The sequence below is a fragment of the Gracilibacillus sp. HCP3S3_G5_2 genome (assembly GCF_052063305.1).
In the GTDB taxonomy this organism is placed as follows: Bacteria; Bacillota; Bacilli; order Bacillales; family Amphibacillaceae; genus Gracilibacillus.
This window is the reverse complement of the sequence record NZ_JBQHXU010000005.1, coordinates 51,186-67,425: the sequence shown is the minus strand read 5'-3', so window position 1 is coordinate 67,425 and position 16,240 is coordinate 51,186. Positions and strand designations below refer to the sequence as shown.

The window sequence follows — 16,240 nt, the reverse complement described above, 5'->3', positions numbered from 1 at the left end:
GGCAATGAATACTAATGGATTTATGGGGCTGTTTATAAGAATGTCTGAGTGGATATTTAGATTTACCACAGCCAATATATTATGGCTAGTTTTTAATATACCGGTAATATATTTATTGTTAAATATATTTTTAGTAACAAGTTTTCAGGATCTGGCGATTTTAGGGATAACTCTATTGATTGTTGTACCATTTATTTTCTTCCCGGCCACAACAGCAATGTTTGGGCTGATACGTAAATGGAGTAGAGGAGAAGATGTTGCCATATTCAAATCCTATTTAACATATTATAAAACGAATTATGGATATAGTGTTCTAGGTGGATTCGTTATATCTATTGCACTAGTGGTGATATTTATCGATTACTATTATTTGGTGACATATTATAGCTTCAGTAGTTCTTTGTTACTTTTATTGGTTATCAATTTTATTGTCGTTTATAGTCTGCATTTTTTTTCTTTAACAGTTCATATAGAGATGAAATTTTTAGGCATATTAAAAAATGCTCTATGGATTACTTTGGGAAAACCGATTCAATCTCTTTCGTTAGGAATAGTTAGCTTCTTCATTATTTTTATTAGTTTTGAGGTTGTTACTTTTGTTATACCTTTTTTCATGGGCTCACTTATTGCTTTTATCGCCTATTTTTGTTTTAAAAGCACATGCGATAAGATTACCTCGGCGTAGGTAAATGGTACAGATGTTATGACATTGAATGAAAGCCTTTTTATAATTCATGATTGTGGAGGGAAATGAGATGAACAGACAAGGACCAATTATCCAGGGAGAATGGGCTGATCCATTTATATTAAAAGACGGAGAGGATTATTATTTGTATCCGACAAAAGATAGTGATGGTTGGGTTTACGATAAGTTTCATGTGTTTCACAGTAAAGATCTTGTTCATTGGGACGGTCCATATTTAGCTTTAGATTTACTTAATGTAAGTTGGGCAAATTCAAGAGCTTGGGCTCCAGGTGTTAATAAGTATAATGGTAAGTATTATATGTATTTCTCCGCAGAAGCACAAATAGGTATTGCTGTATCTGATTCTCCAGTAGGTCCATTTAAGGATTTGTTGGGTTATCCTTTAATTAAAAAGAATGAATATAATTGTCAAAGTATTGACGCAGACTTGTTTGTTGATGATGATAATCAACCGTATCTACTCTGGGGACAAGGGAAATGTTGGATCGTACCGCTAGAAGAAGATATGGTTTCATTTAAGTCCGAGCCGAAACTATTATCTGATCAAATATATAAAAGTCGTGGTAAAGATCCAGAAGAATTTGACATTGGTGTTTATAATGAAGGACCTCATTTACAAAGATGGGGTGATGATTACTTATTAACTTGGAGTAACTACGATACACGTGATCCAAGATATCAAATTTGTTATGCAACGAGTAAAAATATATATGGTCCTTATAAAGCTCCAACAGATAATAGAGTGACTCAACCGTCACAATATGCATTGGGAACAGGTCATGCTTCCATGACAGAATACAAGGGTGAATGGTTTCTGGTCTATCACCGACTAATAGATCCGGAGAAGGGTTTATTGAGAGAGACTTGTATAAGTAAAATTGATTTTGTCAATGACAGACCAGTTGTCAATGTAGATCAGCAGATAGGTTAACTAAGGTTTGTAGCTATATTTAAAATGCTTGTAGGGAGTATTCTCTGCAAGTTTTTTGTTTTGGTATGAACTCTGTTACTAGAAAATTCGTATACTACAACCAATAATAATTATCCATAATGATAGAGTTACTTATATACTAGAAGCAAGTGCTTACCATATAGGACTATTATGAGATACGAAGAGTTTTAATATAAAAGCTTGCTTAAAAATTCTCATTTTGTACGTTTATACCTCCTGATCCCACACACCATTATTTAATATTGTTTTGCATAATCGCTCTCTCTTATTTAAACAGAATTTACCATAAAATATGGAGGTCTTTATGTTTTTGATAGAAGAAGTGATACCGAAAGGATTTCTTTTAGAGTTTTACATAAAAAAGTATCGTATTTCATGAAGGCAGTATAAATAGCTATTTTCATAGAGAAAAAGAGAATAGATGTTAGATCCTAACTCTACTATTAAGGAAGGAACTACTTAAAATAGATCTGTCTTTCATGTTATTTTATGCCAAAGTCTATACTGGTGTGGTGTTGTGCCAATCATTCTTTTGAATAACTGAATGAAATAGGAAACATTTCCTAATCCGACATTTTCACTAATGATTTCTATGGGCTCTTCGCTCATTTGCAATAATTGACATGCTTGCTTAATTCTAAGAATAGTTAAATATTCAGTTAGGTTACTCCCGGTTTCACGCTTAAATATTCTTGAAACATAGGATTTAGATAGGTGAACGTCATTTGATAGTTTTTCCAGGTCAAAAGGTTCCATATAATGTTCTTGTAGCCATTGCATGATTCTTTCAGAATGATGTAGAGAGCGATATTTATCTATAGTAGTGTCTAATTTCTTATCTTGCATATTGGATCGGATACAAGAGAGCATTTGCATGAGAAAAAGTTGACTATCTTCTTCCCAGGTATTTGTTTTTAACGAATTATTAAGTGCTTCGCAAATTTCATATACATAGTGATAATTATTACTTAAGTCAAATGCTTGTTCCTCAAGAACGCTATTCTGCATCCGGTTTAACAATTTGCTTAAACCAGGGAAACTATCCAAACTTTTTCCTAGTGTTAAAGGGTCAAAGTGCATAATGCTTCGCTCGTAAGGGGTGTCAGGAGATACTTCTACATATACCTTATGCAATTGAAAAGGTTGAAAGAAGAATAGCATACCTGGTTTGATATCATAGGTTTGTTGATTAACAATTACTCGTCCTTGTCCACGGTAAACAAATAATAACTCACAGCCTTGATGCCAATGATAGAATCCACTAAAATTATCTTCAGAAATTCTTCGATAAATCCAATGAAATGGCTTTAAATCAATTTGTTCAAATAATTTATTCATAACACCCTCCTAATAAAACAACAGAACGACATTATTGGTTATTATACAATAACTTTTATTGTATCTACCAACTTATAATTTTCTAAGGTGGACTTTTTTCTTTATAAAGTATGTGTTTGATAAAGTTGTATTTATTTATAATACGAGGTGAACGTAATGATAAAATGGAAGCGCTTTAAAAATGGTGAAACGCGTATAAATGTTTTTGTGAAACTTCTTGTCTCCTATTTGGTTGTGCTACTTATACCTGTACTAATTGGCTTTATGTTATTTAACCGAATTGAAGCAATCATGGTCGAAAATGCACATGAATCGAATACGGCTATGTTAGAACAAGTAAGAAATGTCTTAGATAACAGGTTTGAGGAAACTGAGCAATTATCCATACAAATTTCATTAAACCAGAGATTAAACGATTTAATGACAATGCAACAGAAGGTGAGTAATTATGAATATATCCATTTTATAAAAGAATTAAAAAAATATAAAACGGTTAGTACCCATATTGATGATTTTTACGTGTATTTTTCTCAGTCTGATGTGTTACTATCACCCACAATGAAAACAAATTCATCTATGTTTTTTAACCACATTAAGCGTTACCAACATTCTACTTATGATGAAATAATGAATAGTAAGATGTCAGGCTTTCATTTGAGAGATTATTATCCTTCAGAAAAAGTAATTATGAATTCAAGAGAAGAAAACATCATCACGCTTATTCAATCATTGCCATATGGGGAGGTAACAGATGTAAGAGGAATACTTATGGTTCACATTGATGAAAAGCAGATTAGAGAGATGCTTCAACAACTAGAGGGATTTAACAGAGGAATTATGTATATAGCAGATGAGAATAAAGAAATTATGATGTCCACTAGTGAAAATGAGGGTACTTTTGAAGAGATAAAACCGTTACTGAATAAGAAAGAAGGTTCCTTCGAAAAAGATATAAACGGAAACACTATGGTTGCTTCCTTTACAACTTCAGAAAAAAACGGTTGGACGTATTTATCTTTATTTCCAAGGGAGACTGTGTTATCAAAAGTAAATCAAGTAAAATCATGGGCTTTCGGTTTACTATTTATATCTATCATTTTAGGTATTATCGTTTCTTATTATTTAGCAAATAAGAATTATCGACCAATTCGTGAAGTGGTTCATACAATTATAGGGAATGACCATCCAAAAGGTACATTCACGAATGAGTTGGACTTAATAAAGCAGGCGGTTGTAAGTTCTAAACATAAACAATCACAATTAAAACAGATCGTTTCTCAACAAGAACCAGTAATAAGAGCTAATTTTATTTTACGGTTGATTAGGGGCCAAGTTGATTTACCGACTATTCCTCAAAAAGAGTTAGACAGCATGAATGTTAGCTTTAAAGGGGACTATTTTAGTGTCATCATCATCCAAATTGAGGATCACTGTCAATTTACGAAAGAGAATATCGTAATGAAATGGGTGTTGACGAGATTTATTATAGCTAATCTTAGTGAGGAGATTTTCGATGAGAACGGATATACAGTTGAAATAGAGCGTGACAAGTTAGTTATATTAAATAATTATTATGATAATTCGGAAAGCCAAGAAAATAGACAAGTAAACCTTGTTAAAAAATTGAAAGACATTTTAGATCAACAATTTAGTATAAAGATTTCCGTAGCTATTAGTCAAATTCATTATGGATTAAATAAAGTCTCAGAATGTTACGGAGAAGCAATAATGGCTCTAGATTATCGGGTGATAAAAGGACCAGGTTCTATTATTTTTTATAAAGATATTAAAAACAATAGTGGGTATGATTATCATTATCCAGTGGAAACGGAAGTTCAGATACTTAATTTTGCAAAGAATGGTGATTTTGTAAATGTAGAAAAAACCCTTGATCAAATTTTTAGTAATAATGTTCAACAAGAAATGACCCCGGAAATGAGTAAATGCTTATCTTATGACTTATTAAGTACCTGGGTTAAATTACTTAGTAACTTAAGAGAAGAAGATAAGCAAAAGTTCATTGATACGCTGCAACCATTTAAGGTTATTTCAGACTCTAATACGGTCGAAGAATTACAAGAGAAAATTAATTTTTTATATTATAAGTTCTGCCATAAAATACAAGAAAATCATTCGACTAAAGCAGAAAGCCTATATAAGGAAATTACTCATTTTATTGAAGAAAACTATAATAATAACATGCTTAGCCTAGGGATGATCGCTGAACACTTTTCCATGAATCCATCCTATTTATCTGCCTTCTTTAAGAAGCAGGGGGGTATTACTCTTAGTGATTTTATAACCAAAATTAGAATAGAAGAATCTAAGAAAATGCTGCCAAATCGAAAACTTACAATATCGGAGATTGCGACAAACGTAGGTTATTCAAACAGTGTAGGATTAATTAGAGTATTTAAAAAAGTAGAGGGCGTAACACCTGGGAAGTATCGAGAGATTATTTGAAGATATATGTGAAATTTTAGTTTGGAAAATATTGTATAAGATGGCTTGAGTTATCCTCTCCCATTATAGTCCTATAGACATTTTGGGTAGAGGATTTAACTGTGTGCATCAAGTACTGAACGGCTATATATAAAGATTTGATAACGTAATAGTGAAGAGATAATAATCGTTTCTAAAATATTGATAACTAATCCAAAGAATGGACTATATCCTTTTAGTCATTTATTGACTTATGATTATTACGAAATAATTTTCAATTTAAAACGAAAAGGGAGGACTACATCAATATGAGGAATCATATGAAAACGTTATCATTTTTACTCTTGCTGCTAATCTTACTTCTATTAGTTGTTGGGTGTTCTAGCAATGAAACATCTAATGAGCAAGAGGAACAAGCCGAAGGGGAAGATATCGAACTAAAAGATCCTGAGGAAGTTGAATATCCAGAAGAAATTACTTATTGGACTGAATTACATCCAAGTGTTTCACAAACCTCTCAAACGCTTAATGATGTTGGAGTTTATCAGGAGTTAGAAAAAATAACAGGAACAAAAGTTGAATTCAAGCATCCATCAGGAGAAGGTACTGATATAACAGAACAGTTTAACCTTATGATTGCTTCAGGAAAGTTACCTGATGTAATTGAATATAATTGGCGGACTGTTCCAAATGGTCCTGATAAGGCAATTGAAGCGGGTAACATTATACGCTTAAATGAATTGATAGAAAATTATGCACCGAATCTTAATCGTTATTTAAATGAGAACCCAGAAGTTAAGAAAATGGTTACAACTGATGCGGGAAATATTTATACTTTTCCTTTTATTCGTGGGGATGAAAAATTAATGGTATTTATGGGGATGATGATCCGTCAAGATTGGCTGGACAAACTGGACCTAGAACAACCATCGACGATAAGTGAATGGGAAGAAGTTTTAACAGCTTTCAAAAATGAGGATCCTAACGGAAACGGTGAGTTGGATGAAATTCCGCTTATGGTTCAGCCTGATGACATTAAGAATATCGGAGCATTTGTTGGTGCATATGGAATTCATGCGCAATTCTATAACGATAATGGAACTGTTAAATATGGATCCATACAACCAGAATTTAAAGAATTTTTAACAACGATGAACAAATGGTATGAACAAGGATTACTTGATCCGGATTTTGCTGCAGTTGATACAAAACTACTAGATGCTAAGGTAACAAATAATCAACTTGGTAGTTTATTTGGCTTTACTGGTGGTGGGATAGGTAAATATATGGGGTTAATGGATGAACAAAATCCTGAATTTACACTTTCTCCGACTCCTCATCCTAGTCTTAAAGAGGGTGAAAAAGCAGCTACAGCTCAACTTGCACATCCATATGAAGGGATGCATAGTGCTGCCATTTCAGGTTCGGCTGAGAATCCGGAAGAAATTGTTAAATGGCTGGATTTTGCATACTCTGAGGAAGGACATATGCTCTTTAATTTCGGTATTGAAGGTGAAAGTTATGAAATGGTAGATGGATATCCTACTTACACGGAGGAAATCACGGAGAATCCAGATGGTCTGCCCATGAATCAGGCATTAGGTAAATATATAAGGGCATCTTATGGTGGACCATTGGTGCAAGATGTACGTTACGTAGAGCAATACCTAGAATTGCCTCAACAGCAAGAAGCGGTAGAGATATGGGGGGAAACAGCAGAAAACGAAATTAATATGCCGCCAATCACTTTAAATGCTGATGAAAGTGAAGAGTATAATTCCATTATGAGCGACTTGGACACTTATTACGATGAAATGGTTCTTAGATTTATTATGGGAGAAGAACCTTTAAGTAACTTTGAAGATTTCGTTGAGACGTTAAAAGGTATGGGGATTGAAAGAGCGATTGAACTTCAACAAGCAGCTTTAGATCGTTATATAGCAAGGTAACTATAGTATGTATGCTGTTGTGTTGAAAGTCTCAGCATGACAGCAAATGATATATTCTTATCATGAAGAAAGGGGTGAGGAAATGGCGAAAACGGAAAAGGAAGTTACTTCTTTTCACTCTAAATCTAAAAGCAGTCTACGAGATAAAGTTGTTAGCTTCATAGAGAGGGTCAAGAAAGATTTTAAAAGAAATAAAATGATATATCTGATGGTTTCTCCAGTAATTTTATATTATATAATTTTTCAATACGGACCAATGTATGGATTGCAAATTGCTTTTAAAGATTACTCGCCAGAGCTTGGATTTCTTGGAAGCCCGTGGGTAGGTTTCGAACATTTCAAAGAATTTTTTAATAGCTTCTTCTTTTGGAGGTTGTTGAGGAATACGATTCTTCTTAGTTTTTACAGCTTACTTTTTGCTTTTCCTGCAGGGATAATATTGGCATTATTACTTAATGAGGTCAGAGGCAGAATATTCAAACGAACTGTTCAAACGGTTACGTACATGCCTCACTTTGTTTCTCTGGTAGTTATAGTGGGTATATTATTTGATTTTACCGCAAGAGATGGTGTGATTAATGACATTTTAGTATTTTTATTTGGCATTGAACCGATTGCTTTTATGCAAGAATCAGAGTGGTTTAGAACACTCTTTATAGGCTCAGATATTTGGCAGAATGTTGGTTGGAGTTCCATTATTTTTCTTGCTGCTATATCAAATATTGATCCAGCATTGTACGAAGCTGCAAAAATGGATGGTGCTGGTCGATTTAAGCAAATGTTTCATATTACTTTACCGGGAATTATGCCCACAGTTGTCATCTTGCTAATCTTGCTTATTGGTAAGTTTATGACAGTAGGTGAAGAAAAAATATTGTTAATGTACAATCCAACAACTTATGAAACTGCAGATGTAATTGGAACTTATGTTTATAGAAAAGGTATTCTAGAAAGTAATTTTAGCTACAGTGCTGCAGTGGGACTGTTTAAGGCCCTAATAGCCTTTACGCTATTAGTAATAGCAAATGGAATAGCAAGAAAAGTTGGTGACACCAAATTATGGTAGGAGGGGATACATGATGAAAAAAACACTGGGGGAGCGCTTATTTGATTATGGGAACATAATATTTCTTGTTCTTTTGTCATTAGTTACGTTTTACCCATTACTTTATATATTATTTGCGTCCCTAAGCGATCCCGCTTACGTTGCGCAAACTAGAGGGATAATGCTTGCTCCAAAGAATTTTACAGTCGAAGCTTACAAAATGGTATTTAATAACCCAATGATTGTTACTTCTTATCTTAATACCTTATTTTATGTGGTTGTCGGTACCGCTGTAAATATTCTTCTAACATCTCTAGGAGCCTATGCACTTTCAAGAAAAAATGTTTTGTGGAGTAACTTTATTATGTTTATGATTGTCTTCACGATGTTTTTTGAAGGGGGCCTTATTCCTCTTTACTTGCTTGTAAATGAAATGAATTTGATTGATACACGTTGGGCATTAATTCTTCCCACAGCAGTTAGTGCATTTAATTTAATTATTATGCGTACTGCCTTTCAAGGAATTCCAGAAAGCTTAGAAGAATCTGCGCGTATTGATGGGGCTAATGACTTTACAATATTGTTTAGAATCGTTTTGCCATTATCGCTTCCTGTTGTAGCTGTTATGATACTGTTCTATGGGGTGTTTCACTGGAATTCTTGGTTCCATGCGATGATTTTCTTACAAGATAGGGAGTTATTTCCAGTACAGTTAATATTACGTGAAATACTAATCGCAAACGATACAAGTAGTATGACATCAGGTGTAAGTGCAGTGGATGCTATGCCAATAGGTGAAACGGTTAAGTACGCTACTATTATTGTAGCAACAGTGCCAATTCTTTGTTTATACCCTTTCTTACAAAAATATTTTGTTAAAGGGGTTATGATTGGTGGGATAAAGGGTTGACAGATTTAAGTGATAGTGTGAATAAAAGCATATAATTGTGAAGAAGGAGGTGAAAACTCTCCTTCTCTTTTTTAGTATAATGATAGATAGTTAAGAAAATCTTCGTAATACCTGACGAGTTTTTAGTAAAGTGAGAGGGGAGAAATTAAAATGATAGACAATAAAGAGCGAGATTATTGGCTTCAGTCGATGTTGCAAATAGCAAATCCTGTTCTTCTACACTTGAAAGATAGAACATTAAAAAAAGAAATGCCGGTCGAGATGAAGGAAGGAACCAATAGGGAGAAATTTTCCCATTTGGAAGCATTAGCCCGCTTATTAGTAGGTATGGCACCATGGCTTAATCAAGTATGTGAAAATAGTGAGGAAGAAAAGCTCCGAATCAAATATGCTGAATTAGCAAGAGCAGCAATTGATGCAGGAACAGATCCACACTCACCGGATCAGATGAATTTTTCAGATGATTATCAACCAATTGTTGATACCGCTTTTTTAGCGCACGCATTGTTAAGAGGACCGAATGAATTATGGGAAAAGCTTGATGATCGAGTAAAGCAAAATGTGATACGTGCGTTAAAAGCTACGAGAACAAGAAAACCGATATTTTCAAACTGGCTATTGTTTTCCGCGATTATTGAAGCGTTTTTATATAAAGTCGATGAAAAAGATTGGGATCCAATGCGGATAGATTATGCTATTAAGCAATTTGAACAATGGTATTTAGGGGATGGAGTTTACAGTGATGGCACGGAATACCACCATGATTACTACAATAGTTTTGTCATACATCCGATGTTAGTAGATTTGATAGATACAGTTGGGGCAGAGTATAGAGAATGGGAGGTATTAAGAGAATTAATTATCAAAAGATCGCAGCGATATGCCGTGATTCAGGAGAGAACGATTTCACCAGAGGGAACCTTTCCTCCTGTCGGTAGGTCTTTAGCCTATCGTTTTGGTGTATTTCAATGTTTAGCTCAACATGCACTACGTGGTGATTTACCTAGTGAATTAAAGCCTGCACAAGTGAGAAGTGCTTTAACTGCACTTATTAAGAGAACTATGGAAGCACCTGGAACTTTTACCGAATCGGGATGGCTAACGATTGGATTTTTGCGGATACCAACCAGAGATAGGGGAAGCATATATTTCTACAGGTAGTGTTTATTTATGTTCTGCAGCTTTCCTGCCATTGGGATTACAAGAGTCTGATCCGTTTTGGAGTGAGCCATCAATGGAATGGACATCAAAACGAGTATGGTCAGGAAAAACTATCCCAATCGACCACGCTTTATAATGTGGAACGAGGGGCAGATGCTTTACCTTAAATCTATCATTTGAAAGGTGTAAGTGAGAAGGTATATATGCAGGGTTACTCCTGTAGGGATTAAGGTTGAAAATGGAGGACACTAATCACTTTTTATATTTTTCGTCTGATTCAAAGAATTTTTGAATTGTAATAGACTAGAAAATTAAATTTTTCGAGGGTAGTTTAATATTAACTGGGAAAGTAAAAATGCTTACTTTCCAGAATAATAATGTATTCGCTTCACTAGATTGTAGCTGGTCTCGAAATAAAGGTTATCCAACATGGAGAGATGTAACTTTAGAAATAATAGGGACAAAAGGAACATTGAGTGTAGATGCCTTTGCTCAGAAAACAGATATATATTATGACAATGGGACGGAGTGCGAGTTCTGGGGTGATAATATGGATGAATATTTAATAAGGGACTTTTCATTTTAAAAATTGGACATGAAAAGCCCCTTATTTAGTATCATTACCCTTTTGTTGATCCAATAGTAAGTCCACTAACTAGATACTTTTGGATAAAGGTAAACACGATGGCAATTGGTATAATAATTAAGATAGCAGCTGCCATTAAACGCCCCCAGTCAACAATCCATAACCCCATAAAATTAAAAACACCAGTAGATAAGGTTCTCATCGAATCAGCTGATACAAAGGTGAATGTCAATACAAATTCACTCCATGCATGTACTAATGCGTAGATACCAGTAGAGACAATTGCTGGAACTGATAAAGGTAACACGAAACTGACTATCTGGAATCAGAGCTGGAACTGACATTGGAAACGTATTTTAAACAATGTTCAATCGAAATTTCCCTTAAGGATTTGGCTCATTTAGGAACGATATTAGCAAATGACGGTAAGGATCCAAAGACGGAGGTAGAAATTATTCCAAAGCAAGTTGCCCGTTTAGCAAAATCGTTGATGCTGACTTGCGGCATGTATGATGCTTCTGGAAAGTTTGTTGCGTATGTCGGGATTCCAGCAAAAAGTGGTGTTTCTGGTGGTATTGTTGCCGTTGCTCCTCCAAGAGCAAGGCAAGAAGGCCTTCCTTTCCTTGAAGAGTGTGGAATTGGAGTCAAAAAGAGTAAATAAATTTTGGAAGATCCACGTTATATACCGTTAAAGAAAACCCCAACTGTTAACAGAAAAAGAATTTCACGGTATTTAAGTAAGGGGGCTTTCGGGTTAGAATGCCCCCATAAATATTGAACTCTTATTAGAATAGTTGAATATAAATTTTTAGTTTTTAATTAGTGTAGAACTTGAATAAACTCATTTACTTCTTCTCTTAATATTGCCTTAGCATGAGGAGAGATTTGATCCTGTAAATCCTCATTATCTATTCTCTTTAGAAAGTTCTCTAAATGTTTGCTTGCTTGTTTATTATTTCCGTTCTCGAAATGGTGTTGTGCCTGTTTTGCACTATTGGTAAGTTGTCTTTTAAATGGGCCCGTAATATCATTTGACTTCGTATAATAATCGATTAGGCTTATAATATTATTTGAATCCATAATAGTTAGCATCCAATGTTGAGGCGGCCATTTACCTGCTTGAGTGGCACTTCCAAAACTATGATCACCATTTCTCGGGTACCAACCTGCAACATTTGTTAAATATTCACCTTCCTCTACATGATCTATTTCAAGTGCTAAATTAATATCTTTCATACCAATTCTATGGTAACCATAGCCCATGTCATCGAAATACCATTGTTGTAAGTCATTATCAGTGTCTTTACAAGGTGAAGTATGGATGTTCGTTCTATCAACACCTGAATTATTCTCCAGTTCTAAGCAATATTGTCCACCATTTGCCATACTTTCTAACTGATAGAACCCATCGTGCTCCTTATTTAATTTCCATGTCTGTTCAAAAGAATTATCACATTCTGTTTGAATAACATTGCCATCTGTTGCAACTGCTAGACATTTATTACTTTCTTCATTTTTAATTTGATAATGGAGTCCATCTTGTAAGTTGTAATTTCCTGGGTCAGAAAAATAAGGCCAATCATCATGCCATTGCATTTCCCTGATCCCCATTCTCGTTTGTGGCATATAGCCGTGATAAATCATGTAGTACGAATCATTTTCCACATAAACATCAGGTCCTCCCGGAGCTTGATAAAGACCATCAGGTGTAATTCCTGGAGCAGTATAGCGATGATTTAAGATAATATTCCCTCCGCCTTCTGTAAGAGGAGTGCCTGTTTTATCGACGTATGGACCGTTTATATTTTCTGAGCGACCTACAACAATTTTATAGGTATTGTCACTGGGATCAGCCCTACAGCACCAGTCCCAACCAGATAATAAGTAATAGTAGTCTCCCCTCTTAAAAATAGCTGGTCCTTCTATACGATTATAGCTCGGATTGGTAACTGGAAAGCGCTCGCTACCACGATGTGCAATAGGGTATATTTCTCCTGTTGTTTCCACCATATTATCCTTAAGTCGTTGAATCATTATTCCATCGAAGTGAGATCCCCACACAATCCACCATTGCCCTTCATTATCTTGAAGTATTGCCGGATCAATAGCATTATGAGTTTCGCCATCACCGGCTTCTCCTGAACTAATAATAGCTTCTCCATGATCCACCCAACTGTCTAAATCACCGGGTGTTTCCGTATAGGCAACACCAATTGCTGAATTATTAGTCCCGAAGTTTGATATCGAGTAGTACATGTAGAACATATCATCTACTTTATGCACGTGAGGAGCCCAAGTTGTTCCGTTTGATACCTCGTAAGTCCATTCTGGTTTATCCAATCTACCAAAACTTTCCCAAGGTCCTTCCATTCCATCTTCAGAACGGAAAGCCCCCTGATGTGTTGAAAATGCATAGTATGTGTCTCCATCTTTAAATAGAGTAGGGTCATGGGTACTAAGTTGTCCAGTAAGAGGAATTTTATCTGTTTGAGGATGTAGAAGTTCCCCTCCCTCAGAGACAACGCTTACATTATTGTTATCCTTTTCTTGGTTTTCCTCTGAAAAGACAGTAGATGGAAAAATCGATAGTGCTAACAATACTAAAATAGAAACTGAAACTAGCCCTAATATCTGTTTCGCAGTTTTTTCGTTGTAGGTCATTATACCTTAAACTCCTTTCCGTTTCTCTCATATAATTCATCCCTAATAAAAAGTTGCTGCCAATATTTTGTACTTTTTACCTCTAATCGCATTCCCCCTTTCATAAAGAGAAGTGAAAATTCCTTGCTAAAGCTATTTTGGGAAAAGGTTGGATATTAGTATGAAGAGCAATTAAAACATCCATTCTTAAAATGGAAGATCCTTCTTAATCTAACGCCCTGTTAAACTGTCTTAATTTTTTGATGTTAATATGATACTCCTAGGAAAATTACTTAAATTATAAGAGGTAAGTCTGTGATGAAAAGGTTACGATTATACGAATAATATCTTTATATTTGCTTCTCGTGGGGTGGTTAAGAGATCAGTGATAGAATGTATTTCTTACTTTATTTGATGAATCCTGCCTTTAGGGGGAGAGAAGTAAAATTTCTATGAAAATGGTAGACAGGATTTGTGTTAGTTTAGAGAATCTTTTATGCCATATATAGCTTAGGGACCACATTAGTTTCGAATGATTCATATGATGTATTTAATTATTAATGATATTCATCATATGAATTATTAATATAACCATACAAAACTTTTTAATATTATTCAAGGTCATTTATTGAAAATTTTAACTTTTTTGAGTACCGTTTGGTTTTTAAAAGATGGGGGAAGTCGTAGTGGCTTATCTATTAGACATAATTGGTATCCTATGCTATACAAAAATAAGAGTGTTTAGTAAAAGGTAATAACGGGTATATTTATCAGGTGAAAATCGGTAATGGAACAAGGTTCTTTTGAACTTAAATGGTAGTGAAATACTCTATTTTGATGTATTACAGTAACAAAGAATATGGCTTCTACTGTTTACTTAAGAACCTAATAATGGTATTTTAATATAGTTGATTAGTTATACGAGAGGTTGGAAAATAATGAAAAAGATATCAAGTGTATTTTGGATAACGGTTGCGATCGTTTTAGCAGCAGTTATCTTTGGAATTGTTGCTCCAAGTAGTTTCGAAGAACTGACTGCTAACATTCAAGCCATGATTACTTCAACGTTTGGATGGTATTACCTGATTTTAGTAACAGTTATATTGATTTTTTGTATATTTTTGATTTTTAGTCCTGTTGGTGCCATTAAACTAGGGAAGCCAGATGAGAAGCCTGAATATTCAAAAGGGACATGGTTTGCGATGCTCTTTAGTGCAGGTATGGGAATTGGCCTAGTTTTCTGGGGTGCTGCAGAGCCTCTATCACATTACCTCACTCCTCCTCTAGCGGAAGGTGGCACAAATGCTGCTCAAAAAGAATCAATGAGATATGTATATTTCCATTGGGGCATTCATGCCTGGGCAATATATGCCATTGTAGCTTTAGCCTTAGCTTATTTTAAATTCCGGAAAAATGAACCTGGATTAATTTCTGCTACACTGAAGCCGGTATTTGGCTCAAAAATGGATGGACCATTTGGAAAAGTAGTAGACGTATTAGCGGTGTTTGCTACTGTAATAGGGGTAGCAACTACATTAGGATTTGGCGCCGCACAGATAAACGGTGGTCTTTCCTATTTAACAGGAATCCCGAATAGTTTTATCGTACAGCTGATTATTATTATCATTGTTACAATTTTATTTATGATATCTGCTTCTACAGGTTTAGGGAAAGGTATCAAATACTTAAGTAATACAAATATGGTATTAGGAATTGGTCTGTTTGCCTTAATGTTTTTTATTGGGCCAACTATTTTAATTTTAAATATGTTCACAGATTCTTTAGGCGGATACGTACAAAACCTTGTTCAAATGAGTTTTCGAATTGCTCCGCTTGATGAGGAACACCGTACTTGGATTAACGATTGGACGATTTTTTATTGGGCATGGTGGATTTCATGGTCACCATTTGTAGGTATATTTATTGCTCGAGTATCACGTGGTAGAACAATACGCGAATTTATGATAGGTGTATTATTATTACCAGCTGTAGTTAGTTTTCTATGGTTCACCACTTTTGGTACATCTGCCATTGGGGTACAAAATAGTGGCAATATCGATTTATCTTCATTTGCGACAGAGGAAGTATTATTTGCTGTTTTTAATGAATATCCAGGAGCGATAGTATTGTCTATTGTTGCCATTGTATTGATTAGTACATTCTTCATTACATCAGCAGATTCAGCAACATTCGTATTGGGGATGCAGACAACTTATGGGTCATTAACCCCTCCAAACAATGTTAAATTAACATGGGGGATAGCTCAATCCGCGGTAGCTGTAGTGCTTCTATATAGCGGAGGACTTCAAGCCTTACAAAATATTCTGATCATAGCAGCGCTCCCTTTCTCGGTAGTAATGTGTTTAATGCTGCTTTCGCTTTACAGATCGTTGACTAAGGAAAAGAAGGAACTAGGCCTTTATTTAAAACCTAAACCGAGAAAGAAAAAATCAACCGAGCAATAGGAAAGTGATAATCTCGTGACACTAGGAAAAGTGTTGCGGGATTATT

Annotated in this window: 12 protein-coding genes and 2 pseudogenes; 11 read left to right on the top strand and 3 right to left on the bottom strand. The window is 34.8% G+C overall.

Features of this window, described 5'->3' with window-relative positions:
* Positions 1–4 precede the first annotated feature (4 nt).
* Together ACTNEP_RS09075 and ACTNEP_RS09070 are read left to right on the top strand one after the other, a co-directional pair.
* Entirely contained in the window at positions 5–685 is a 681-nt protein-coding gene (locus tag ACTNEP_RS09075) for a YesL family protein (protein ID WP_441161562.1), read from the top strand.
* A 70-nt stretch (positions 686–755) separates the two neighbouring features.
* Positions 756–1,637: a family 43 glycosylhydrolase gene (locus tag ACTNEP_RS09070; protein ID WP_441161561.1), complete on the top strand. Its 882-nt coding sequence runs from the start codon at positions 756–758 to the stop codon at positions 1,635–1,637.
* 498 nt (positions 1,638–2,135) lie between these two features.
* Here the strand turns inward: ACTNEP_RS09070 and ACTNEP_RS09065 are convergent, their stop codons facing one another.
* Positions 2,136–2,996 (bottom strand): helix-turn-helix domain-containing protein, encoded by an 861-nt coding sequence (locus ACTNEP_RS09065; protein ID WP_441161560.1) that lies wholly within the window; start codon positions 2,994–2,996, stop codon positions 2,136–2,138.
* A 156-nt stretch (positions 2,997–3,152) separates the two neighbouring features.
* On the opposite strand from ACTNEP_RS09065, the gene ACTNEP_RS09060 reads away from it, so the two are divergent.
* The 7 genes and pseudogenes from ACTNEP_RS09060 to ACTNEP_RS09030 form a co-directional block, all read left to right on the top strand.
* Complete coding sequence (locus ACTNEP_RS09060; protein ID WP_441161559.1) at positions 3,153–5,459, top strand: AraC family transcriptional regulator; 2,307 nt, start codon at positions 3,153–3,155, stop codon at positions 5,457–5,459.
* 299 nt (positions 5,460–5,758) lie between these two features.
* On the top strand, positions 5,759–7,387 hold the full coding sequence (locus ACTNEP_RS09055) for an extracellular solute-binding protein (RefSeq protein WP_441161557.1): 1,629 nt from the start codon (positions 5,759–5,761) through the stop codon (positions 7,385–7,387).
* Positions 7,388–7,583: 196 nt separating this feature from the next.
* Positions 7,584–8,453, top strand: a complete 870-nt coding sequence (locus ACTNEP_RS09050) for an ABC transporter permease (protein WP_441161819.1) — start codon at positions 7,584–7,586, stop codon at positions 8,451–8,453.
* A gap of 10 nt (positions 8,454–8,463) precedes the next feature.
* Positions 8,464–9,342 carry a carbohydrate ABC transporter permease gene (locus ACTNEP_RS09045; protein WP_441161556.1) on the top strand — a complete coding sequence of 293 codons (879 nt, stop codon included), beginning with the start codon at positions 8,464–8,466 and terminating at the stop codon, positions 9,340–9,342.
* A 150-nt stretch (positions 9,343–9,492) separates the two neighbouring features.
* Positions 9,493–10,503 carry a DUF2264 domain-containing protein gene (locus ACTNEP_RS09040; protein ID WP_441161555.1) on the top strand — a complete coding sequence of 337 codons (1,011 nt, stop codon included), beginning with the start codon at positions 9,493–9,495 and terminating at the stop codon, positions 10,501–10,503.
* Positions 10,448–10,639, top strand: a complete 192-nt coding sequence (locus tag ACTNEP_RS09035) for a DUF2264 domain-containing protein (RefSeq protein WP_441161554.1) — start codon at positions 10,448–10,450, stop codon at positions 10,637–10,639. The genes ACTNEP_RS09040 and ACTNEP_RS09035 overlap by 56 nt, the downstream gene beginning before the upstream one ends.
* 237 nt (positions 10,640–10,876) lie before the next feature.
* A pseudogene (locus tag ACTNEP_RS09030) lies at positions 10,877–11,080 on the top strand (Gfo/Idh/MocA family protein); the annotation flags it as partial.
* 43 nt (positions 11,081–11,123) lie between these two features.
* Here ACTNEP_RS09030 and ACTNEP_RS09025 read toward each other — a convergent pair.
* Complete coding sequence (locus ACTNEP_RS09025; protein WP_441161553.1) at positions 11,124–11,396, bottom strand: hypothetical protein; 273 nt, start codon at positions 11,394–11,396, stop codon at positions 11,124–11,126.
* On the opposite strand from ACTNEP_RS09025, the pseudogene ACTNEP_RS09020 reads away from it, so the two are divergent.
* Positions 11,397–11,735 (top strand): annotated as a pseudogene (locus tag ACTNEP_RS09020) (glutaminase); the annotation flags it as partial.
* A 173-nt stretch (positions 11,736–11,908) separates the two neighbouring features.
* On the opposite strand, the gene ACTNEP_RS09015 reads toward ACTNEP_RS09020, so the two are convergent.
* On the bottom strand, positions 11,909–13,750 hold the full coding sequence (locus ACTNEP_RS09015; RefSeq protein WP_441161552.1) for a family 43 glycosylhydrolase: 1,842 nt from the start codon (positions 13,748–13,750) through the stop codon (positions 11,909–11,911).
* A 917-nt stretch (positions 13,751–14,667) separates the two neighbouring features.
* Here ACTNEP_RS09015 and ACTNEP_RS09010 point away from each other — a divergent pair.
* Positions 14,668–16,194: a glycine betaine uptake BCCT transporter gene (locus tag ACTNEP_RS09010; RefSeq protein WP_441161550.1), complete on the top strand. Its 1,527-nt coding sequence runs from the start codon at positions 14,668–14,670 to the stop codon at positions 16,192–16,194.
* The last annotated feature ends 46 nt before the right edge of the window (positions 16,195–16,240 follow it).

Coding starts and splice junctions, on each gene's coding strand:
- ACTNEP_RS09040 (WP_441161555.1), top strand. CDS start 9,493: ATGATAGACAATAAAGAGCGAGATTATTGGCTTCAGTCGATGTTGCAA.
- ACTNEP_RS09055 (WP_441161557.1), top strand. CDS start 5,759: ATGAAAACGTTATCATTTTTACTCTTGCTGCTAATCTTACTTCTATTA.
- ACTNEP_RS09070 (WP_441161561.1), top strand. CDS start 756: ATGAACAGACAAGGACCAATTATCCAGGGAGAATGGGCTGATCCATTT.
- ACTNEP_RS09010 (WP_441161550.1), top strand. CDS start 14,668: ATGAAAAAGATATCAAGTGTATTTTGGATAACGGTTGCGATCGTTTTA.
- ACTNEP_RS09015 (WP_441161552.1), bottom strand. CDS start 13,750: ATGACCTACAACGAAAAAACTGCGAAACAGATATTAGGGCTAGTTTCA.
- ACTNEP_RS09075 (WP_441161562.1), top strand. CDS start 5: ATGAATACTAATGGATTTATGGGGCTGTTTATAAGAATGTCTGAGTGG.
- ACTNEP_RS09050 (WP_441161819.1), top strand. CDS start 7,584: ATGATATATCTGATGGTTTCTCCAGTAATTTTATATTATATAATTTTT.
- ACTNEP_RS09045 (WP_441161556.1), top strand. CDS start 8,464: ATGATGAAAAAAACACTGGGGGAGCGCTTATTTGATTATGGGAACATA.
- ACTNEP_RS09060 (WP_441161559.1), top strand. CDS start 3,153: ATGATAAAATGGAAGCGCTTTAAAAATGGTGAAACGCGTATAAATGTT.
- ACTNEP_RS09065 (WP_441161560.1), bottom strand. CDS start 2,996: ATGAATAAATTATTTGAACAAATTGATTTAAAGCCATTTCATTGGATT.